Source organism: Curtobacterium sp. A7_M15, from assembly GCF_030705415.1.
In the GTDB taxonomy this organism is placed as follows: domain Bacteria; phylum Actinomycetota; class Actinomycetes; order Actinomycetales; family Microbacteriaceae; genus Curtobacterium.
Genome location: NZ_JAUZED010000065.1, coordinates 1 through 20,130 on the forward strand (window position 1 = coordinate 1; position 20,130 = coordinate 20,130).

Annotated in this window: 18 protein-coding genes; 10 read left to right on the forward strand and 8 right to left on the reverse strand. The window is 70.6% G+C overall.

Annotated elements, in window-relative coordinates; genetic code table 11:
• Window positions 1-131 precede the first annotated feature (131 nt).
• The 6 genes from rpoC to Q7F20_RS12205 form a co-directional block, all read right to left on the reverse strand.
• Window positions 132-4,013, reverse strand: a complete 3,882-nt coding sequence (gene rpoC / locus Q7F20_RS12180) for a DNA-directed RNA polymerase subunit beta' (RefSeq protein WP_305740351.1) — start codon at window positions 4,011-4,013, stop codon at window positions 132-134.
• A 42-nt stretch (window positions 4,014-4,055) separates the two neighbouring features.
• Window positions 4,056-7,544 (reverse strand): DNA-directed RNA polymerase subunit beta, encoded by a 3,489-nt coding sequence (gene rpoB / locus Q7F20_RS12185; RefSeq protein WP_305740352.1) that lies wholly within the window; start codon window positions 7,542-7,544, stop codon window positions 4,056-4,058.
• 367 nt (window positions 7,545-7,911) lie between these two features.
• Window positions 7,912-8,427 (reverse strand): hypothetical protein, encoded by a 516-nt coding sequence (locus Q7F20_RS12190; protein WP_305740353.1) that lies wholly within the window; start codon window positions 8,425-8,427, stop codon window positions 7,912-7,914.
• A gap of 300 nt (window positions 8,428-8,727) precedes the next feature.
• The gene (locus Q7F20_RS12195; RefSeq protein ID WP_305740354.1) at window positions 8,728-9,387 is read right to left on the reverse strand and encodes a response regulator transcription factor; all 660 of its coding nucleotides are present in this window, start codon (window positions 9,385-9,387) and stop codon (window positions 8,728-8,730) included.
• Complete coding sequence (locus Q7F20_RS12200; protein ID WP_305740355.1) at window positions 9,384-10,589, reverse strand: sensor histidine kinase; 1,206 nt, start codon at window positions 10,587-10,589, stop codon at window positions 9,384-9,386. Before Q7F20_RS12200 ends, Q7F20_RS12195 begins: the two co-directional genes overlap by 4 nt.
• Complete coding sequence (locus Q7F20_RS12205; RefSeq protein WP_305740356.1) at window positions 10,586-11,095, reverse strand: hypothetical protein; 510 nt, start codon at window positions 11,093-11,095, stop codon at window positions 10,586-10,588. The genes Q7F20_RS12200 and Q7F20_RS12205 overlap by 4 nt, the downstream gene beginning before the upstream one ends.
• Before the next feature lie 132 nt (window positions 11,096-11,227).
• On the opposite strand from Q7F20_RS12205, the gene Q7F20_RS12210 reads away from it, so the two are divergent.
• The 6 genes from Q7F20_RS12210 to Q7F20_RS12235 all read left to right on the forward strand — a co-directional run bounded on the left by Q7F20_RS12210 (window position 11,228) and on the right by Q7F20_RS12235 (window position 16,805).
• Complete coding sequence (locus Q7F20_RS12210) at window positions 11,228-12,070, forward strand: spermidine synthase (RefSeq protein WP_305740357.1); 843 nt, start codon at window positions 11,228-11,230, stop codon at window positions 12,068-12,070.
• Window positions 12,071-12,468: 398 nt separating this feature from the next.
• The gene (locus Q7F20_RS12215; RefSeq protein ID WP_305740358.1) at window positions 12,469-13,176 is read left to right on the forward strand and encodes a hypothetical protein; all 708 of its coding nucleotides are present in this window, start codon (window positions 12,469-12,471) and stop codon (window positions 13,174-13,176) included.
• Between the two features lie 148 nt (window positions 13,177-13,324).
• On the forward strand, window positions 13,325-14,167 hold the full coding sequence (locus Q7F20_RS12220; RefSeq protein WP_305740359.1) for a hypothetical protein: 843 nt from the start codon (window positions 13,325-13,327) through the stop codon (window positions 14,165-14,167).
• Entirely contained in the window at window positions 14,164-14,640 is a 477-nt protein-coding gene (locus Q7F20_RS12225; protein ID WP_305740360.1) for a SprT-like domain-containing protein, read from the forward strand. The genes Q7F20_RS12220 and Q7F20_RS12225 overlap by 4 nt, the downstream gene beginning before the upstream one ends.
• A 47-nt stretch (window positions 14,641-14,687) precedes the next feature.
• Entirely contained in the window at window positions 14,688-15,383 is a 696-nt protein-coding gene (locus Q7F20_RS12230) for a CGNR zinc finger domain-containing protein (protein WP_305740361.1), read from the forward strand.
• A gap of 171 nt (window positions 15,384-15,554) precedes the next feature.
• Window positions 15,555-16,805, forward strand: a complete 1,251-nt coding sequence (locus tag Q7F20_RS12235; protein ID WP_305740362.1) for an Nramp family divalent metal transporter — start codon at window positions 15,555-15,557, stop codon at window positions 16,803-16,805.
• Between the two features lie 14 nt (window positions 16,806-16,819).
• Here the strand turns inward: Q7F20_RS12235 and Q7F20_RS12240 are convergent, their stop codons facing one another.
• Both Q7F20_RS12240 and Q7F20_RS12245 read right to left on the reverse strand, forming a co-directional pair.
• Entirely contained in the window at window positions 16,820-17,122 is a 303-nt protein-coding gene (locus tag Q7F20_RS12240; protein ID WP_070417652.1) for a DUF427 domain-containing protein, read from the reverse strand.
• Window positions 17,123-17,168: 46 nt separating this feature from the next.
• Window positions 17,169-17,777: a 2-phosphosulfolactate phosphatase gene (locus tag Q7F20_RS12245; protein ID WP_305740363.1), complete on the reverse strand. Its 609-nt coding sequence runs from the start codon at window positions 17,775-17,777 to the stop codon at window positions 17,169-17,171.
• 95 nt (window positions 17,778-17,872) lie between these two features.
• Here Q7F20_RS12245 and Q7F20_RS12250 point away from each other — a divergent pair, with 95 nt between their 5' ends.
• From Q7F20_RS12250 to Q7F20_RS12265, 4 genes are all read left to right on the forward strand, one after another.
• Complete coding sequence (locus tag Q7F20_RS12250) at window positions 17,873-18,505, forward strand: GNAT family N-acetyltransferase (RefSeq protein ID WP_305740364.1); 633 nt, start codon at window positions 17,873-17,875, stop codon at window positions 18,503-18,505.
• A gap of 70 nt (window positions 18,506-18,575) precedes the next feature.
• Complete coding sequence (locus Q7F20_RS12255; protein WP_305740365.1) at window positions 18,576-19,067, forward strand: hypothetical protein; 492 nt, start codon at window positions 18,576-18,578, stop codon at window positions 19,065-19,067.
• Window positions 19,068-19,185: 118 nt separating this feature from the next.
• On the forward strand, window positions 19,186-19,755 hold the full coding sequence (locus Q7F20_RS12260) for a DUF1684 domain-containing protein (RefSeq protein ID WP_305740367.1): 570 nt from the start codon (window positions 19,186-19,188) through the stop codon (window positions 19,753-19,755).
• 10 nt (window positions 19,756-19,765) lie between these two features.
• A complete protein-coding gene (locus tag Q7F20_RS12265) occupies window positions 19,766-20,125 on the forward strand; it encodes a GntR family transcriptional regulator (protein ID WP_305740366.1) in 360 nt (119 codons plus the stop codon).
• Window positions 20,126-20,130: the final 5 nt, after the last annotated feature.

Here is a 20,130-nt window from a genome sequence, read left to right on the forward strand (position 1 = left end):
GGTGCGGGCCCGCACCGCGCCTCCCGTCCACTACGGCGCACGACTGTCCGCGACGGCCCACGACGGTCCGCCACCAACGGGAACGGCCCCCGCATCCGAGGATGCGGGGGCCGTTCCGGTGGAGCTCAGGCTCAGTTGTAGGTGCCCGGCGTGAAGTCGTCCGACGAGAAGCTGTCGAAGTCGACGAAGCTCAGGTCGGCGTCCGAGAACGACGAGTCGTCCGCGAAGATGCGGTTGGGGTACCGCTCCGCCTTCGCTTCTTCCGTCGCGTTCACGTCCACGTCACGGTACCGGCTGAGGCCCGTCCCGGCGGGGATGAGCTTACCGATGATGACGTTCTCCTTGAGGCCGACGAGGTGGTCCTGCTTGCCCTCCATGGCCGCCTGCGTGAGGACGCGGGTGGTCTCCTGGAAGGACGCGGCGGACAGCCACGACTCGGTCGCGAGGGACGCCTTGGTGATGCCCATGACCTCCTGGCGAGCGGAAGCGGTCTTGCGACCCTCCTGCAGCGCCGCACGGTTGAGCTCGTTGTACCGCGAACGGTCGACGAGCTCGCCCGGGAGCAGGTCGGTGTCGCCGTGGTCGACGACGGTGACCTTGCGGAGCATCTGGCGCACGATGACCTCGATGTGCTTGTCGTGGATCGGCACGCCCTGCGAGCCGTACACGTCCTGCACACCGTTGACCAGGTGCTTCTGGACCTCACGAACACCCTTGACGCGGAGGACTTCCTTCGGGTCGACGGTGCCGGCGATGAACTGCTCGCCGAGCTCGACGTGCTGGCCGTCCTCGATGAGGAGCGTCGCACGCTTCAGCACCGGGTAGATGAACGGCTCGTCACCGTTGTCCGGCGTGAGGATGATGCGACGACCCTTGTCGGTGTCCTCGATCACGACGCGGCCGGGGGCCTCGGCGATCGGGGACGCGCCCTTCGGCGTACGGGCCTCGAAGAGCTCCGTCACGCGGGGCAGACCCTGCGTGATGTCGTCGGCCGAGGCCGAACCACCCGTGTGGAACGTACGCATCGTCAGCTGGGTACCGGGCTCACCGATGGACTGGGCGGCGATGATGCCGACCGCCTCGCCGATGTCGACGAGGTTGCCCGTGGCGAGCGAACGGCCGTAGCACTTCGCGCAGACACCGACGCTCGACTCGCAGGTCAGGACCGAGCGCACCTTGATGCTCTCGACACCGGCCGCGATGAGCTTGTCGATGAGGACGTCACCGACGTCCTCGCCGGCCTCGGCGACGACCGTGCCCTTCGCGTCCACGGCCGGGGTGGCCAGGGTGCGCGAGTACACGGTGTTCTCGACGCGCGGGTCGCGGACGAGGGAGCCGTCGGCACCCACGGTCGCGATCGGCAGCTCGAGGCCGCGGGTCGTGCCGCAGTCGTCCTCGCGGATGATGACGTCCTGCGAGACGTCGACGAGGCGACGGGTCAGGTAGCCCGAGTCGGCGGTACGGAGAGCCGTGTCCGCCAGACCCTTGCGGGCACCGTGCGTGGCGATGAAGTACTCCGCCACGGTCAGGCCCTCGCGGTACGAGTTGATGATCGGGCGGGCGATGATCTCACCCTTCGGGTTGTTCACCAGACCACGCATACCGGCGATGTTGCGCACCTGCAGCCAGTTACCACGAGCGCCGGACGACACCATGCGGTTGATGGTGTTGTCGACCGGGAAGTTGTCGCGCATCTCCTGCGCGATCTCGTTCGTGGCCTCGGTCCAGATCTTGATCAGGTCGGCGCGGCGCTCCGCGTCGGTGATCAGACCCTTGTCGAACTCGCCCTGGACCTTGGCGGCCTGGACCTCGTAGCCCGCGATGATCTCCTTCTTGCGAGGAGGCGTCACGACGTCGGAGAGCGCAACGGTCACACCGGAGCGCGTGCCCCAGTAGAAGCCCGCGTCCTTGATCCGGTCCAGCGCGGCGGCCGTCTCGGTCTTGGAGTAGCGCTCGGCGAGGTCGTTGACGATCGCGGAGAGCACGCCCTTGTCGGTGACCTTCTGCACGAACGGGTAGTTCGCCGGGAGGGTCTCGTTGAAGAGCGCACGGCCGAGGGTCGTCTCGAGCAGGACGCTGTCGCCCTGCTCGTAGCCCTCGGGTGCCTCACCCTCGGCGAAGTACACGTCCGACATGCGGATCTTGACGAGCGCGTTGAGGTGCAGCGTGCCCTGGTCCTTCGCGAGGATCGCCTCGGCGACGGAGGAGAACGCACGGCCCTCACCCACGGCGCCCTCGCGGACGGTCGTGAGGTGGTGCAGACCGATGATCATGTCCTGTGCGGGCAGGGTCACCGGGCGGCCGTCGGACGGCTTCAGGATGTTGTTCGAGGCGAGCATCAGGATGCGGGCCTCGGCCTGGGCCTCCACCGAGAGCGGCAGGTGCACGGCCATCTGGTCACCGTCGAAGTCCGCGTTGAACGCAGCACACACGAGCGGGTGGAGCTGGATGGCCTTGCCCTCGACGAGCTGCGGCTCGAACGCCTGGATGCCCAGACGGTGCAGCGTCGGCGCACGGTTCAGCAGCACGGGGCGCTCGCGGATGATCTCCTCGAGCACGTCCCACACCTGCGGACGCGAACGCTCGACCATGCGCTTGGCCGACTTGATGTTCTGCGCGTGCGACAGGTCGATCAGGCGCTTGATCACGAACGGCTTGAAGAGCTCGAGCGCCATCTGCTTGGGCAGACCGCACTGGTGCAGCTTCAGCTGCGGACCGACGATGATGACCGAACGGCCCGAGTAGTCGACGCGCTTGCCGAGCAGGTTCTGGCGGAAACGACCCTGCTTGCCCTTGAGCATGTCGCTCAGGGACTTCAGGGCGCGGTTGCCGGTACCCGTGACCGGACGACCACGACGACCGTTGTCGAACAGCGCGTCGACCGCTTCCTGCAGCATGCGCTTCTCGTTGTTCACGATGATCTCGGGGGCACCGAGGTCGAGCAGGCGGCGGAGACGGTTGTTGCGGTTGATCACACGACGGTAGAGGTCGTTGAGGTCACTCGTGGCGAAGCGGCCACCGTCGAGCTGCACCATCGGGCGGAGCTCCGGCGGGATGACCGGCACGACGTCGAGCACCATCGCGGCCGGCGAGTTGCCGGTGGCGAGGAAGGAGCTGACGACGCGCAGGCGCTTGATCGCACGGATCTTCTTCTGGCCCTTGCCCTCGGCGATCTGCAGACGCAGCGCCTCGGCCTCGGCGGCCAGGTCGAACGCCTCGAGCCGCAGCTTGATCGCCTCGGCGCCCATGTAGGCGTCGAAGTAGATCCCGAAGCGGTCCTGGAGCTCGTGGAAGACGGCGTCCTCGGGCTTGAGGTCGCCCACCTTGAGGTTGCGGAAGTCCTCCCACACGCGCTCGAGGCGGGTGATGTCCTCGTCGAACGACTTGCGGACCTGGGACATCTCCTTCTCGGCGGTGTCCTTGGTGCGGCGCTTGACGTCGGCCTTGGCGCCCTCTTCCTCGAGCGCCGCGAGGTCGTCCTCGAGCTTCTTGAGGCGGTCGGCGATGATCGAGTCGCGCTGACCCTCGAGGTTCTTGATCTCGAGGCGCATCTCGTTCTCGAGACCCGGCATGTCCGCGTGGCGACCCTCTTCATCGATGTCGATGATCATGTACGCCGCGAAGTAGATGACCTTCTCGAGGTCCTTCGGCGCCATGTCGAGGAGGTACCCGAGGCGCGACGGGACGCCCTTGAAGTACCAGATGTGCGTGACGGGCGCGGCGAGCTCGATGTGGCCCATGCGCTCACGGCGGACCGAGGACTTGGTGACCTCGACGCCGCAGCGCTCGCAGACGATGCCCTTGAACCGGACACGCTTGTACTTGCCGCAGGCGCACTCCCAGTCGCGGGACGGACCGAAGATCTGCTCGCCGAACAGACCGTCCTTCTCGGGCTTGAGGGTGCGGTAGTTGATGGTCTCCGGCTTCTTGACCTCGCCGTACGACCACTGGCGGATGTCCTCGGCCGTGGCGAGACCGATCCGCAGTGCGTCAAATGAAGTTGCTTCGAGCAATGTTCTTCTCTCTAGCTGGATTCGTTACGAGTACGTGCGGGATCAGATGTCGTCGACGGACGACGACTCGAACCGCGAGGAGATGTTGATGCCGAGCTCTTCAGCGGCACGGAAGACCTCGTCGTCCGTGTCGCGGAGGCTGACCGCCTGGCCGTCGGCCGAGAGGACCTCGACGTTCAGGCAGAGCGACTGCATCTCCTTCATGAGGACCTTGAACGACTCGGGGATGCCGGGCTCCTGGATGTTCTCGCCCTTGACGATCGCCTCGTAGACCTTCACGCGGCCGAGGATGTCGTCGGACTTGATCGTCAGGAGCTCCTGGAGGGCGTAGGCGGCGCCGTACGCCTCGAGCGCCCACACCTCCATCTCACCGAAGCGCTGTCCACCGAACTGCGCCTTACCACCCAGCGGCTGCTGCGTGATCATCGAGTACGGACCGGTCGAACGCGCGTGGATCTTGTCGTCGACCAGGTGGTGCAGCTTGAGGATGTACATGTAGCCGACCGACACGGGCTCCGGGAACGGCTCGCCGGAGCGGCCGTCGAAGAGCTGCGCCTTGCCGGACGAACCGATCAGGCGCTCGCCGTCGCGGTTCGGGAGGGTGCTGTCGAGGAGGCCCTCGATCTCACGCTCGTACGCACCGTCGAACACCGGGGTGGCGACCTTCGTGCCGGGCTCGGCGCTGCGGGCGGCCTCGGGGAGGGCGGAAGCCCACTCCTGGATGCCCTCGACGTTCCAGCCCTGCTTCGCGAGCCACCCGAGGTGGATCTCGAGGACCTGGCCGAAGTTCATGCGGCCGGGGACGCCGAGCGGGTTGAGCACGATGTCGACGGGGGTGCCGTCGGCGAGGAACGGCATGTCCTCGACCGGGAGGATCGTCGAGATGACGCCCTTGTTGCCGTGACGACCGGCGAGCTTGTCACCTGCGGTGATCTTGCGCTTCTGGGCGATGTAGACGACCACGCGCTGGTTGACGCCCGAGCCGAGCTCGTCGTCGCCGTCCTGCGAGTCGAACACCTTGACGCCGATGATCGTGCCCTCTTCACCGTGGGGCACCTTCAGCGAGGTGTCGCGCACCTCGCGCGACTTCTCGTTGAAGATCGCGCGGAGCAGGCGCTCCTCGGCGGAGAGCTCGGTCTCGCCCTTCGGCGTGACCTTGCCGACCAGGATGTCGCCGGGGCGGACCTCGGCACCGATGCGGATGATGCCGCGCTCGTCGAGGTCGGCCAGGAGGTCCGGGCTGACGTTCGGGAGGTCGCGGGTGATCTCCTCCTTGCCGAGCTTCGTGTCGCGGGCGTCGACCTCGTACTCCTCGATGTGGATCGAGGAGAGCGTGTCGTCCTTCACGAGGTTCTGCGACAGGATCATCGCGTCCTCGTAGTTGTAGCCCTCCCACGGCATGAACGCGACGAGGAGGTTCTTGCCGAGCGCGAGCTCGCCGTTCTCCGTCGCGGGACCGTCGGCGATGACCTCGCCCTGCTCGACGCGCTCACCGGCCGAGACGACCACGCGGTGGTTGTAGCTCGTGCCCTGGTTCGAGCGGTCGAACTTGCGCAGGTAGTAGGTCTGCGTGCCGCCCTCGTCGAGCTGCAGGGTCACGGCGTCGGCCGAGACCTCGGAGACGACACCGGCCTTGTCGGCGGTGACGACGTCGCCGGCGTCGATGGCCGTGTAGCCCTCCATACCGGTACCGACGAGCGGCGACTCGGAGCGGAGCAGCGGGACGGCCTGACGCTGCATGTTCGCACCCATGAGGGCGCGGTTCGCGTCGTCGTGCTCGAGGAACGGGATGAGCGACGTCGCGACCGACACCATCTGGCGCGGGGAGACGTCCATGTAGTCGACCTCGTCCTTGCCGACGAGCTCGACCTCGCCGCCCTTCTTCCGGACGAGCACCTTGTCGTCCTGGAAGTGGAAGGAGTCGGTGAGCGGGGCGTTCGCCTGCGCGACGACGAAGTCGTCCTCTTCCGACGCGGTGAGGTAGTCGATGGTCGTGGTGACCTGACCGTTCACGACGCGGCGGTACGGCGTCTCGATGAAGCCGAAGGAGTTGATCCGACCGAACGACGCGAGCGAGCCGATCAGGCCGATGTTCGGGCCTTCCGGGGTCTCGATCGGGCACATGCGGCCGTAGTGCGACGGGTGGACGTCACGGACCTCGACGCCGGCACGCTCACGGGAGAGACCACCCGGGCCGAGGGCCGAGAGACGACGCTTGTGCGTCAGGCCCGCGAGCGGGTTGTTCTGGTCCATGAACTGCGACAGCTGCGAGGTGCCGAAGAACTCCTTGATCGCGGCGACGACGGGTCGCACGTTGATCAGGGTCTGCGGGGTGATCGCCTCGATGTCCTGCGTGGTCATGCGCTCGCGGACGACGCGCTCCATGCGGGACAGACCGGTGCGGACCTGGTTCTGGATGAGCTCGCCGACGGCACGGATGCGACGGTTGCCGAAGTGGTCGATGTCGTCCACGTCGAGGCGGAGCTGGACGGGCTCGCCGTCGCGGACGCCGTCGAGCGTGGTCTTCTCGGCGTGCAGCGAGACCAGGTACTTGATCGTGCGGACGATGTCCTGCACGGTCAGGACCGAGTCGCTGAGCGGCGCGTCGATGCCGAGCTTGCGGTTGACCTTGTAGCGGCCGACCTTCGCGAGGTCGTAGCGCTTCGGGTTGAAGTAGAAGTTGTCGAGGAGCGCACGCGCGGCCTCGGCGGCGACCTGCTCGCCCGGACGCAGCTTGCGGTAGATGTCCTTGAGCGCCTCTTCCTTGGTGAGGATGGCGTCCTTCTCGAGGGTCGACTCGATCGAGGCGAAGCCCTGGAACTCCTCCATGATCTCTTCGCTCGTCATGCCGAGCGCCTTGAGGAAGACCGTGACGGACTGCTTGCGCTTGCGGTCGATGCGCACGCCCACCTGGTCGCGCTTGTCGATCTCGAACTCGAGCCAGGCACCACGCGACGGGATCACGCGGGCGGAGTAGATGTCCTTGTCGGAGGTCTTCTCCTGCTGGCGCTCGAAGTACACGCCCGGCGAGCGGACGAGCTGCGAGACCACGACGCGCTCGGTGCCGTTGATGATGAACGTGCCGCGCTCGGTCATGAGCGGGAAGTCGCCCATGAACACGGTCTGCGTCTTGATCTCACCGGTCATGTGGTTCATGAACTCGGCGTTGACGTAGAGCGGGGCGGCGTAGGTCTTGCCACGCTCCTTGCACTCGTCGATCGAGTACTTCGGGTCCTCGAGCTCGGGCGACGTGAAGCCGAGCTGCATGGTCTCGCCGAGGTCCTCGATCGGGGAGATCTCCTCGAAGATCTCCTCGAGCCCGGAGTGCAGTGCCAGGTCGGTGCGACCCTGCTCCTGCCCTTCGGCGAGGCGGGCCTTCCAGACGTCGTTGCCGACGAGCCAGTCGAAGCTCTCCGTCTGGAGTGCGAGCAGATCCGGAACCGTGAGGGTGTCCGTGATCTTGGCGAACGAGAGTCGCGAGTGGTTGCGACCGTTCTTGGGGTTGGTGGATGCGTTGGGCGCAGCAGCCAAGGGTGTGACCTCCGGTAGGCCCCGTCGGGCCGGTACTGACGAGCAGCACGTAGGTGGGTGGATTGACGCTTCAGCGCAGCCCTCGAAGACACGCGATCACGCGACGGCCGGTGAGCTGTGCACGTGTGCGATGATCTGGGTGGACGGGACCCGCCGACATATACGGGACCGGCACCACCAGGGCACGTTCTGGAAGAACGCTGCGTCGACCGCAATATGACGACACGGATGCCAGGGAGCGCGAACTGCCATCATAGGTCGGGCTCGTCGCGGATGTCCAGTCCTGGCTTGACCGAATTCGGCAGTGCCGTGTATAAGCCGGTGGACAGGGTGGGTATTCCCCGCCCCGCAGCCCGGACCGAGGCCGTCAGCGCAGGGCGCGGAACGCCGCCTCCGGCTGCCGCGTCCGTACGAACGTGACGCGCCCCCGGTCGTCGGTGAACTCGATCCCGAGCCCCGGCGTGAGGATGAGCGCGCGGACGCCCCGTCGGATCCGCAGGCCGAGACCGCCGTACGTCGACGCGTCCGCCTCGACGAGTCGCACGTCGGCGATCCGGTCGCGAGCGATCCGCCGCGCCGGCAGCGGCCGGAAGTGCAGGACGACGTGGGTGTCGGTCACGGTCCAGCCGGACCGGGCGACGAGGAGCAGGAAACCGACGGTGACGCCGACGAGCGCCGGGACCAAGAGCGCCGCCTCCGGGGCATCGCCCGGCCAGCCGAGCACCGCGGCGGTCAGCCCGAGGCCGCCCACGAGCAGGACGGCGCCCACCGCGCGCATCCAGGTCGGCGCGTGCTCACGCTCGGTGTGGGAGGCGCGGGTGGCGACCGCGGGGCGGCTCGAGGTGGTGAGGCGGTACGTGGGCACGCTCATGGTGTCGGTCATGCGGGTCGACTCCTCGTGGGATCGGGTCCGTTCGTGGTCATATTTTACATAGCGCACGCAATGTGTTCAATGGTCGCGTGATCGGACCAGGGGCGGCGCGCAGGAGAGCGGGGAGCCCGGCGCACGCCGACGGCGCGCGCACGAGGGGCAGTGGGGGTGCCGGACGGACGCGCCGCGGTCACGAGCGGGGTGCGGAAGCGCGAGGTGTGGGGCACTGCGCGGATCGACGCACCGAGGTGACGACCGGATGAACGGTAGGCGACGACCCTTGGCGTCCGCTGTCCGTCCATGTGTACGCATTCACCGGAGGACGAGGGCGACGGCCTCCGTGCGCGTGCGGACACCGAGCTTCGTGAAGACCTGGTTCACGTAGGACTTCACGGTCGGCACGGTGAGGAAGAGCTCGGCGGCGATCTGCGGGTTCGACCGGCCCGCGGCGATGCGTTCCAGCACCTCCGCCTCGCGCGGTGTCAGCGCCGGGAAGCGTGTCCGGAGCGACTCGGCCGGGTCCGACGCCGCGACGGGCGCGGCCGCGGTGCCGCCCGCCAGCTGTGCCACGAGCCGGGCGCCCACGCTCGCGTCGAACGTGGACTGCCCCGACGCCACCGCACGGATCGCCGTCGCGATCTCGCCACGACCGGCGTCCTTGGTCAGGTACCCGCGCGCACCGGCACGCAACGCGGTCAGGATCGACTCGTCGTCGGCGAAGGTGGTGAGGACGAGCACGGCGACGTCGGGGTGCGCCGCGGTGATGCGCGCCGTCGCCGTGGGACCGTCGACACCGGGCATCCGGAGGTCCATGAGCACCACGTCCGGGGACTCTCGGTCGACCGCGGCGACCGCCTCGGCCCCGTCCGACGCCTCGCCGACGACCTCGAGGTCGTCCACCAGCGAGAGCACCGTCACGAGGCCGTCGCGCACGATGGCCTGGTCGTCGACGACGAGCACGCGGACGGTCACGGGCGGTCGCCCTCGACGGACTGCCGGTCCACGGGCAGGTGCATCGCCACGACGAACTCGTCGTCCGACCGTTCCGCCTCGACCGTGGCGCTGCTGCCGAGCTCCTCGAAGCGCTCGCGCATCCCGAGCAGACCGTGCCCGCCCCCGGACAGCGGGTTCGCCACGACGACGTCCACGGCGTCGCCGTCCCGGATGACGGATAGGGACACGGGACGGCCGGGAGCATGCCTGCGTGCGTTGCTGAGCGCCTCCCGGACCACCTGGACCACGGCGGCACGGTGGGCCGCATCGAGGTCGGTGAGTGCCGTGTCGCCCTGCGTCACGATCTCGCCACCGAACGACCGGTGCGCCTCGACGAGGGCCGCCAGGCCCGACGCGCGTCCGGTCGAGGGACGGGAGGCGCGGCGCGGCTCGTCGGACCGGCCCGCGTCCGCCTCGGCGTCGGTCTCGGTGTCGTCCCGCAGCGCGTGCACCGCGCGTCGTGCCTCGGCGAGCCCGTCCGCGGCGAGCGCGCGGGCCTCGGCGGCGCGTCTCGTGGCGTCCTCGACCCGACCGGCTTCGAGCAGCGCCTCGACCGCGTCGAGCTGGAGCACGAGCCCTCCCAGGGAGTGCGCGAGCACGTCGTGGATGTCCCGGGCGGCACGCGAGCGGTCGGCGAGGAGCTGGGTGCGCTGCTGCTCCCGCTCGGCCTCGCGGGCCTGCTCCGCCGCGATGCGGAACTGCCGCCGACTGAACCCGATGAGGACACCGAGGAGCACCCCGCCGCTCGTCCCCAGGACGAACTGGAGCGAGGCGTGCTCGAGGGTCGCGGTCGTGGCGACCACGACGACCACGGCGAGCGCCGTCACGGCCGCCGTCCACACGGGCACCCGCAGGTTCGCCCCGATCAGGACGATGCCGACGATGACGGGGACGATCATCAGCGACTCCGTCGGCACCACCGTCACGGAACCGCCCACGATCATCAGCACACCCGCGGCGATGAGCGCCCGCTGCGTCCGGCCGAGCTCGCGGAGCGCCCAACCGGCGAGCGCCACCGATCCGGCCACCCACACCCACGCCGGGTGGTGCAGCAGGACGCCGTTGCGGACGAACCAAAAGCCCACGATCGCGATGCCGAGGGCGTTCAACCCCCAGACGGCACCCGAACGCGGCCGGCCTCCGGGGAGGTCGGCCGCGTCGAGGCCGGTCAGCAGCGTCACCGCACCATCATGCCGCGCGTCGAGCGACCGCCGCGGGGGATGCGCCCGTCGAGGACGACGGCACGTGCGGCGCGGTTCAGCGCGAGGACGAGCAGGATCGTGCCGGTCGAGGTGAGAAGGTGCGCGCCGAGGTGTCCGCCGAGCACGTCGAGCCCCACGCGGACGGCGAGCAGGACGATCCAGAGCACGGCGCCGAGCGCACCCGTGCGGGACTGGAGGGTGCGACCCTTGCTGTCCGGGGTGCCGACCGTCCGGAACCGGGTGATGCGCCCCATGGTCAGGCCGACGCCGATCGTGATGAGGGCCTCGATCCCGAGGAAGACGACGTCGGTCGTCGTCACGGTGGCCTTCGACTGGGCGAGGACCACCACGCCGATGACGGCCATGATCAACGGCGTGCGCCAGATGCGGGTCGGGTCGAGGTACTGCCAGGTCGCCTGGCGGTACCCGAGGAACACCACCAGGGCGATCCCGATGAGGACGTTCGCGACGAGCTGGACCGACATGGTGTGCCTTTCGGGAGGTGTCCGGCGGGCCGTTCCCGACCGGTGACACAAGCCTCGTCCGGTGGCGTCGGCCGGCACACCAACCAGGGGTGGGGACGCGGGTGGTGATCCGGGTGGTGTTCGATTGGTGCCATGGCTGATGCGTTCGACGGGTTCCGGATCGGTGCGGGGTACGCGGTGGTCGAGCCGGACCGGCACCGCCCGGGGTCCTTCACGCTCGTGGTCGACGGGACGCCGCAGTCGCACGTCGACCTCGAGGACCCGACGCACCTGGCGTTCGAGTACATCCGGCGGATCGGGCACGCGATCGACCTGCTGCCCGACGGGCCGATCACGGCACTGCACCTGGGCGCGGGGGCCCTCACGCTGCCGCGGTACGTCGCGGTCACGCGGCCGGGCTCCCGTCAGCAGGTCGTCGAGCTGGAGCGGGACCTCGTCGACCACGTGCGGGACGCGCTGCCGTTCCCGCGCGGTGCCTCGATCCGGGTGCGGTACGGCGACGCGCGGGAGGTCCTGACGAAGCTCCCCGCCGGTCTGCGCGGCACGGTCGACCTCGCCGTGGTGGACGTCTTCGGCGGCTCGCAGATCCCGGCACACGTGACGAGCGTCGAGTTCTACCGGTCGGTCGCGGAGTTCCTGTCACCGACCGGGATCGTCGCGGTGAACGTGGCGGACGGCGCGGGGCTCGCGTTCGCCCGGGGACAGGCGTCGACGCTGCAGGCGGTGCTGCCGTCGGTGGCGGCCGTGGCGGACACCGGGATGCTCAAGGGACGGCGGTTCGGGAACATCGTGCTGCTCGGGTCGCCGACGGACCTGCCCGTGGCGGACATGCCTCGCCGGTACTCCTCGGACCCGATGCCGGCGAAGGTCGTGCACGGGGCGGAGCTGCGGGCGTTCATCGCGGGGGCGCCGATCGTCACCGACCAGACCGCGGTCGCGTCGCCCGAGCCGAACCGGAGCGTGTTCGGCGGCTGACGGGGCCGGGGCGTTGCGGGGCGGCGACCCAGAACGACATTCTCGACGTCGTACGACAAGGGTCTTGTCGCTCCCGCGCGTCCGCAACTGTTGCGCACGCCGACCGACGACATCGTCGACGTCGTACGACGACCGCCGTGTCGCTGCTTGCGCACGCATCCGTGCCCGCGGCCGTGCCCGCGCCCCGCGCCTCCGCGACCTCGCGCGGGACTGGAGGTGCGGTGCCAGGCCGACCCGCGCCTCCCGAGCCGTGCGACTCGCGGGACGGGCCCCCGTCGCGTCCGGTGTGACCACTTCGCGTCCGTCCGTGACCCGCGGGATCCGGCGCGCGGAGGGTCCGCCTGCCAGGATGGGTCTGAACGACCGCGCAGGTGCGCGACCGAGCAAGGGGATCCCTGATGACGAACGACGACCGGAGCAACGAGGACCGGACGGGCGACGGCCAGGAGCCGCGCTACGGCGAGCGGGTCGACCCCGCGCCCGCCTCCACGCCGCAGTACGGCGAACACGCCCCGCAGGCGGACGCCCCGCGCTGGGGCGAGCAGGCCCAGCAGTACCAGGCCCCGCAGGGCGAGACCCCGCAGTACGGCTCGACGCAGTACGCCGAGCAGCAGGGCCAGTACGGGCAGCCGCAGCACGGGCAGCCCCAGTACGGCCAGCAGCCCTACGCTGCGGCTCCGGCGAGCGCCGGTGCTCCCTCGTGGCAGGGCTACGAGGAGCCGAAGGCGAAGAAGAAGACCGTCGGCGTCGTGGCCTTCGTCGTGGCCGTTGCTGCGCTCGTGGTCGGCATCATCGGTGGCGCACTCTTCGGCGGCGTCTTCGGCGGCTCCGAGGCTTTCCGACAGTCGGTGGAGAACAACGGGGCGACTCCGAGCGAGTCGGACATCATGGCGCTCACGACATCGTCGAGCGCAGTCACTGGGTCGCTGCTGTTCTACCTGGGCTCGGCACTCGGTCTCTGGGCGATCGTGCAAGGCATCGTCGCTGCGGTCACGAAGCGCGGACGTGGCTGGGGTGTCTTCGCGATCATTCTGGCAGTCGTCGCAGCGATCGCGTTCGTCGTCGCCATCCTCGTCTCGGCCGTGTCGGCCAGCGGGATGTCCTGAACTCGGAAACCATCTCGGACGGCCCGTCGTGCACCCGCACGGCGGGCCGTCCTCGTTGTGCGAGCGACAGTCCTGCGGGCGACACGGCCGTGACCCCCGTGCGCGTGGCACCGCTCGCTCTCGGGGCGGCACGGTTACCCTCGAACCGATGTCCCTCCCGCCCGACGACCGCCAGCAGCCCGACCGCACCGACCGCGCCCGGGAACCGCGTCATGCGGCGCCCGTGACGGCCGGCGTGAGCCCCGGCAGCACCTTCGCTCCGATCAGCCTGCGCCCCGCGGTCGACGCCGAGGCCGTCCAGCAGCGGCTGCGCGATCTCGGGCAGAGCCGCAGCACCGAGGCACTGGCCGAACGTGCCGAGCTCCTCCGGCTGCTCGGGCGGCTCGACGAGTCGCTCGTCGTCGCGGAAGAGGTGTTCCGCCTGACGATGTTCACGGGGGAACGCTCGGACAAGGTGTCCGCACGGATCCGTCGCGCCCACGTCCTGCACGACCTCGGGCGGTACGAGCGCGCCGCGAGCGAGTCGGCCATGGCACGCGACACCGCCCGGACCGAGGAGTGGCCGGAACTCGAGGGCGCCGCCGCCGAGCTCGAGGGCTGGTCGCTGTTCGAGCTCTCCCGCTTCGACGAGGCCCGGGCCGCACTGTCTAGGGCGTACCAGGCGTTCCGTCAGGCCGGTGCACCGTCGGAGCGCACCGAAGCACTCCGGACGGCGGTCGAGGCAGCACTCCGAGCATCGGTCGCCCAGCCCCGGGTAGAGGACAAGCCGCGGACGGCCCGTGACGTCGCCGCACGCCGAGCGGACGAGGACGCACCGGCCGCACCGCGCGCTCCGGAGCCCGCGCAGCAGACCCCGACGGTGCGACGCCGCGTGCTGGGCGCGCCGGACGCCGCCCGGACCGAGGCGGACGAACTCTGGGGCCGGATCGCCGCACGTGCCGCGCAGAAGGGCCAGGCCGGACGCGACGAACCCGGCGACGACGAGCGGTGACGACGCTCGAGGCCGTCCGGGCCCGCGCCGAGCAGTTGATGACGGCGCACCTCGGGGCGGGCGGGTGGTCGTTCGCGTTCGACCACGCGAAGACCCGGGCGGGCCAGTGCGACTTCGCCCGCAAGCGCATCACGGTGAGCCGCTACCTCGCCGTGCGGTTCTCCGAGGACGACGTCGACCAGGTGCTCCTGCACGAGATCGCGCACGCGCTGGCCGGGTCCCGCGCCGGCCACGGACCCACGTGGCGCCGGACGGCGAAGGCACTCGGCTACACGGGTTCGCGCCTGTACGACGGCCCCGTGGCGAGCGAGCTCGCACCGTGGGTCGGCACGTGTCCCGCCGGGCACGAGCACTTCCGCTACCGCACCCCGACACGGCCGCTGGCGTGCGCGAAGTGCTCACGCCGGTTCGACGCCCGGAACGTCATCGCGTGGGAGCGCCGAACAGCGGAGGCGAGCCGAGCTACCGCATGATGGCGATCACGTGCGGAGGCGCGCCGGTAACCCGTTAGCCTGGGCGGATGCACACGGGGCAGCACATCCGCACGGACACCGGTTCCACGTGGTTCTTCGACGCCGGACGGATCGCCCTCGACTTCGCGCACACCGGCGGGTTCGCAGACGACCCGGACGGTCGACGACCGCGGGCACAGCTCGGCGAGCTCCTGGCGACCCCGGCGGACCTCGACGAGTGGCTGAGCGACCACACGGAGCCGATCGACGTCGGCGCGACGGCGCGCGAGCTACAGGACGCCCGGGCCCTCCGCGCGGCGATCGCACGGTTGGCGGTCGCTGCGGCTCCGGGTCCGGCCTCGACCGCGGCGGAGCGGACCGCGGTGGCTGCGGGCCTGCGAGCCGGGACCGGTCGCACGCGCCCGGCGCCGGACGACATCGACACGGTCAACCTCTTCGCTGCGCTGCCGGACGTGCCGCCGAGCCTCCACGGCGGCCGTCGTCGCGCGGGGGCGAACCGGGTGCGGCTCGCCCAGGCGCTGTCGAGCGTTGCGCGGGACGCCGTGGCGCTCTTCACCGAGGTCGGCTTCGACGACGTCGCCGCCGACGGCCAGCCCACGCGGTTGAGCCGCTGCTCGGCGGACGACTGCGGCCTCGTCTTCTACGACTCGTCCCGTGGGGGAACGCGCCGGTGGTGCTCGATGCAGCGGTGCGGCAACCGGGCCAAGGTGCGGGCGCACCGGGCGCGACGCGCTGCGGTCTGAGGCGACCCGCGCCTCCTGGCCTGCTCACGGCGCCGGAGCGCGCCGACCGGCCCCCGTGCGGACCGGCACCCGCGCCGACCGGCCCACGGGCCGCACGAGGCCAGGCGACACGAAGCCGTACCGGACGAAAACAAGGATTCGGTGCGCCGAATCCTCTGGCATGCTGTCTGCATGACCGACACCGCTGCCCGCCCCACCGGGACGAACACGCCTCGGAAGCGTGCGGCCGGCCTGACCCTGCTCGGACCCGCGTTCGTCGCGGCGATCGCCTACGTCGACCCGGGCAACGTCGCCGCGAACCTCACCGCCGGCGCGAAGTACGGCTACCTGCTGCTCTGGGTCCTCGTCGCCGCGAACGCCAGCGCGGTCGTCGTGCAGTACCTCTCCGCCAAGCTCGGCGTCGTCACCGGCAAGTCCCTGCCGGAGCACCTCGGCCTGCGGATGAAGCGCACGCCCCGGCTGCTGTTCTGGGCGCAGGCCGAGGTGGTGGCAGCGGCGACCGACATCGCCGAGGTCATCGGCGGCGCACTCGCGCTCCACCTGCTGTTCGGGCTGCCGCTCGTCGCGGGAGGGGTGATCACGGGCGTGGTCTCGATGGCGATCCTCACCCTGCAGAGCCACCGCGGCACCCGCACGTTCGAGGCGGTGGTGACGGCGATGCTCGCGATCCTCACGGTGGGGTTCTGCGCCGGGCTGGTGTTCGCGCAGGTGTCGCCCGGCGAGCTCGTCGCCGGGCTCACGCCGCGGTTCGAGGGCTCCGAGTCGGTGATGCTCGCCGCCTCGATGCTCGGCGCGACGGTGATGCCGCACGCCGTGTACCTGCACTCGGCCCTGGCGCGCGATCGGCACGGCGACGTCCCGGCGGGTCCGGAGCGTCGTCGGGTGCTCGTCGCGACGCGGTGGGACGTGGGGCTGGCGCTGCTGGTGGCCGGCGGGGTGAACATCTGCATGCTCGTCCTCGCGGCGGCCACGCTCCCCGGGGTCGCCGACACGGACTCGATCCCGGGAGCACAGCGGGCCATCGCGGAGCACGTCGGACCGGTCGTGGGCGTACTCTTCGCCGTCGGGCTGCTCGCGTCGGGGCTGGCCTCGACCTCGGTCGGCTGCATGGCCGGCGCCGAGATCATGCACGGCCTGCTGCACGTGCGGATCCCGCTGCTGGCCCGGCGGTTGATCACACTCGTGCCGGCGATCGTCCTGCTCGCGGTGAACGCGGACGCGACGATGCTGCTCGTGGTGAGCCAGGTCGTCCTGAGCTTCGGGATCGCCTTCGCGATCGTGCCGCTGGTGGTCTACACGTCCCGCCGCAGCGTGATGGGAGCAGACGTCAACGCGATGACCACCCGCGTCGTCGCGGGGGTCATCGCGTCGGTGATCGTCGCGCTCAACGTGGCGCTGGTCGTGCTGACACTCGCCGGCTGAGCGGGTCGGGTCGACTAGTCGACGACGCGCACGCCCTTCCAGAACGCCACGTAGCCCGAGTAGTCCTTGCCCACGCGGTCGAACGACGACGGGATCGGCGTCGGGTAGGACCAGGCGTTGTCCTGGAGCGCCTGCCCGTCGACGTTCACCGTGTAGTACTGCGTGTCGCCCTTCCACGGGCAGTGGTACTGGGTGGGGCTCTCGGTGAACAGCTCGGACTTCACGCTCGACGGCGGGAAGTACCAGTTGCCCTCGATCTGGATGAGGTCCTCCTGCGGGGCCTCGGCGATCACGGTGTCTCCGACGACTGCCTTCACGGCATGCTCCTTCGCTCGTTGCGGTTCCGGTTGTCGAGGGCGAACGCTACGCGCGCGAACTCGATTCCCGCAGGGTCACCAGTCGGCCGTCGGCGGCGAGTGCGTCGTGGACCGCGTCCGAGCCGAGCGCCACGCCGGCCTCGGAGGCGCTGACCAGGTGCTTCACCGCCCGCCGCAGCCCGGTGTACGCGGCGCAGGCAGCCGCCGCCTCGGGCGAGGTGTGGTCGATCCCGACCTCGGTGAGCGCGTCGACGACGGCGCCGGCCGCGAGCAGGTCCTCGACCGCGAAGTCCGGCGCGTCCGGCACGTCCGCTGCTTCGCCCGCCGCCTCCGCGGCGTCGTCACCGGGTGCGTGGCGGCGTCCGGCGGCGACGATCGCGACGACACAGCGGTCACCGCGTTCGGCCTGGAGGCGCGTCACGCGTTCGGCGACGGCCGTCACGTTGCCGAGGTGGCCGAGCACGACCTCCGGACCGTCCGGCACCTGCGCCGCGACGGCACGCATCGTCCGCCGGCGCCCCGGCTCGTCGTGCGCGGCCGACGCCGGCAGGACGTCCACCCAGACGACGAGGTGCGCCCCGGAGGCGATCCGCGCGGCGCCTCCGGTCCCCCATCCGAACCGGACCTGGTACTTCTCCTGCGCGTGTGCTGCCACCGCTCCACGATAGCCGCGCACGGGTCCCTGATCCTTTCCACAGGTGCCCTCCGTCGGGGATTTCGTCAGGGTCGGCGACCGTAGGATCGGGTGCCATGGAGATCGCCCCCGCACCCACCCTGACCGGCGACCGCGTGACGCTCGAACCCCTCGGCTCGGAGCACGCGGACGACCTCCGGGCGGCGGTCGCGGACGGTGATCTGTGGCGCACCTGGTACACCTCGATCCCCGCTCCGGCGCAGGTCGACGACGAGATCGAACGCCGTCTGGGCGAGCAGGCAGCGGGACGGATGGTGCCGTTCGCCGTGCGGGACCGCCCGACCGGCCGGGTCGTGGGGTCGACGACCTTCCTCAACCTCGACACGGCCAACCGCCGGGTCGAGATCGGTGCGACGTTCCTGTCCAGGTCGACGCAGCGCACGGGCATCAACACCGAGGCGAAGCTCCTCATGCTCTCGCACGCGTTCGACGTGTGGCAGTGCATCGCGGTCGAGTTCCGGACCCACTCGCACAACCTCCAGTCCCGCACGGCCATCGCCGCGCTCGGCGCGAAGCAGGACGGCGTGCTCCGGAACCACTCGATCGGTCGCGACGGCACGCTGCGGGACACCGTCGTCTTCTCGATCATCGCGTCGGAGTGGCCGACCGTGCGGTTGTCCCTCGCCGAGCGGCTCCGTCGGCACGACCGCGCCGAGGGCGCCCGACGCCGCGCGGCCCGGCACGCCTGACCCCTGGGTCGGCTCGCCGTCGGTCCGTCGGTCCGTCGGTCGTCCACCCTGTCCGAGTAGCGTTCGCGCCATGCACGTCGGCATCCGGATCACCCTCGACGCACCGGTCGAGGCGGTGCGCGACGCCCTGCTCTCCCCCGCAGTGATGGTCGCCGTGACGAAGCCGTTCCTGGTCTACCGGTCGCGCGACCCGCAGGGGTTCCCGGTGCGCTGGGTGCCCGGCGAGCCGCACCCGATCACGGCGAGCGCCTTCGGTGTGATCCCGAGCGGGGACACGCACGTGGACCTCGACCTGTACGAGGTGCGGGGCGTGCCCGTGCAGCGCGACAACGGCGGGGGGACGAGCGGGCTGTTCGGACGGATGTCGATGCAGCACCGGATGGCGACGGTGGACCTCGGGGACGGGCGGACCCTCCTCGTCGACCGGCTCTCGTACCGGATGCGGCCCGCGGCGCTCGGCGTCCTGCTCTGGCCGGGGATGTGGGTGATCTGGCAGTGGCGCGCGCTGCGGATGCGCGCCCTCGCGCCCGGTTGGCGGCGCGCTCGGCGAACCGCGGCGTGACCGCCGGGCCCGCGCCGTTCCTCCAGGCAGGGCGTACGCTCGTACCGTGAGCCAGACGCACGAGCCGGCAACCGATGATCGCGTGCACAGCACGCTCGCCACCGTGGACTGGCGGCGGATGACCTTCGACCTGTACCGACGCGTGCGGGCGACCACCGACCCGGAGACCGCGCACGCGCTGTGGCGGGAGACCCGAGACGCGATGTTCGGTGAGCACCCGGCGAGTCCGCTCCTCGACGAGGACGCCCGTGACTTCGAGTCGCTGCCCGTCCCGGACTACGACCCGTCCTGGCGCTTCCGGGCCCGCATCGAGCCGGCCGAGCCGACCGCGATGGACGTCGAGACCGGCACCGACGGCATCGTGCACTTCGACCGGCTCGGCGTCGTGACCCTGGCCGGCATCGGGTCGCTCGACGTGTGGGCGCACGGCGGCTACGCGGGCGGGGTGTTCATCCCGGTCAAGGACGCCAGCGCCGGCAAGGCCCGCGGGACCTACGGCGGTGGCCGCTACCTGCTCGACACGATCAAGGGCGCCGACCTCGGTGGCGACGACGGCGAGATCGTCCTCGACTTCAACTTCGCGTACAACCCGTCGTGCGCGTACGACCCGGCGTGGGCGTGCCCGCTCGCGCCCCCGGGCAACACCGTCCCGGTCCCGATCCCCGTCGGCGAGCAGTACGACTTCTAGGGTGGAGCACATGTCGGGTCTCGTCGCGATCGACGCCGGAGGGCGCATCCCGCCGTTCGAGCAGGTCCGGTCCCAGATCGCCGCGCAGATCAGCGCGGGCTACCTCGTGGACGGGGAGCGGCTGCCGAGCGTCCGTGGTCTCGCGGACGAGCTCGGGCTCGCGGCCGGGACGGTCGCGCGGGCGTACCAGTTGCTCGAGGAAGCCGGCCTCGTGCAGACCGCTCGCGGCGCCGGGACCCGGGTGGTCCGACCGGCCGAGGTGCCGTCGTCGGTGACCGATGCCGCCCATGCGCTCGCCGTCGCCGCGCGGGCGGCCGGGTTGTCCGCCGACCAGGCGGCCGCCGCGCTGCGGGACGCCTGGCCCGCCTGACGCGG

Excerpts from the sequence above, each read along its gene's own strand:
- Q7F20_RS12235 (WP_305740362.1), top strand. The coding sequence starts at position 15,555 with ATGACCGACACCGCTGCCCGCCCCACCGGGACGAACACGCCTCGGAAG.
- Q7F20_RS12220 (WP_305740359.1), top strand. The coding sequence starts at position 13,325 with ATGTCCCTCCCGCCCGACGACCGCCAGCAGCCCGACCGCACCGACCGC.
- Q7F20_RS12265 (WP_305740366.1), top strand. The coding sequence starts at position 19,766 with ATGTCGGGTCTCGTCGCGATCGACGCCGGAGGGCGCATCCCGCCGTTC.
- Q7F20_RS12250 (WP_305740364.1), top strand. The coding sequence starts at position 17,873 with ATGGAGATCGCCCCCGCACCCACCCTGACCGGCGACCGCGTGACGCTC.
- Q7F20_RS12230 (WP_305740361.1), top strand. The coding sequence starts at position 14,688 with ATGCACACGGGGCAGCACATCCGCACGGACACCGGTTCCACGTGGTTC.
- Q7F20_RS12210 (WP_305740357.1), top strand. The coding sequence starts at position 11,228 with ATGGCTGATGCGTTCGACGGGTTCCGGATCGGTGCGGGGTACGCGGTG.
- Q7F20_RS12190 (WP_305740353.1), bottom strand. The coding sequence starts at position 8,427 with ATGACCGACACCATGAGCGTGCCCACGTACCGCCTCACCACCTCGAGC.
- Q7F20_RS12260 (WP_305740367.1), top strand. The coding sequence starts at position 19,186 with ATGACCTTCGACCTGTACCGACGCGTGCGGGCGACCACCGACCCGGAG.
- Q7F20_RS12215 (WP_305740358.1), top strand. The coding sequence starts at position 12,469 with ATGACGAACGACGACCGGAGCAACGAGGACCGGACGGGCGACGGCCAG.
- Q7F20_RS12205 (WP_305740356.1), bottom strand. The coding sequence starts at position 11,095 with ATGTCGGTCCAGCTCGTCGCGAACGTCCTCATCGGGATCGCCCTGGTG.
- Q7F20_RS12255 (WP_305740365.1), top strand. The coding sequence starts at position 18,576 with ATGCACGTCGGCATCCGGATCACCCTCGACGCACCGGTCGAGGCGGTG.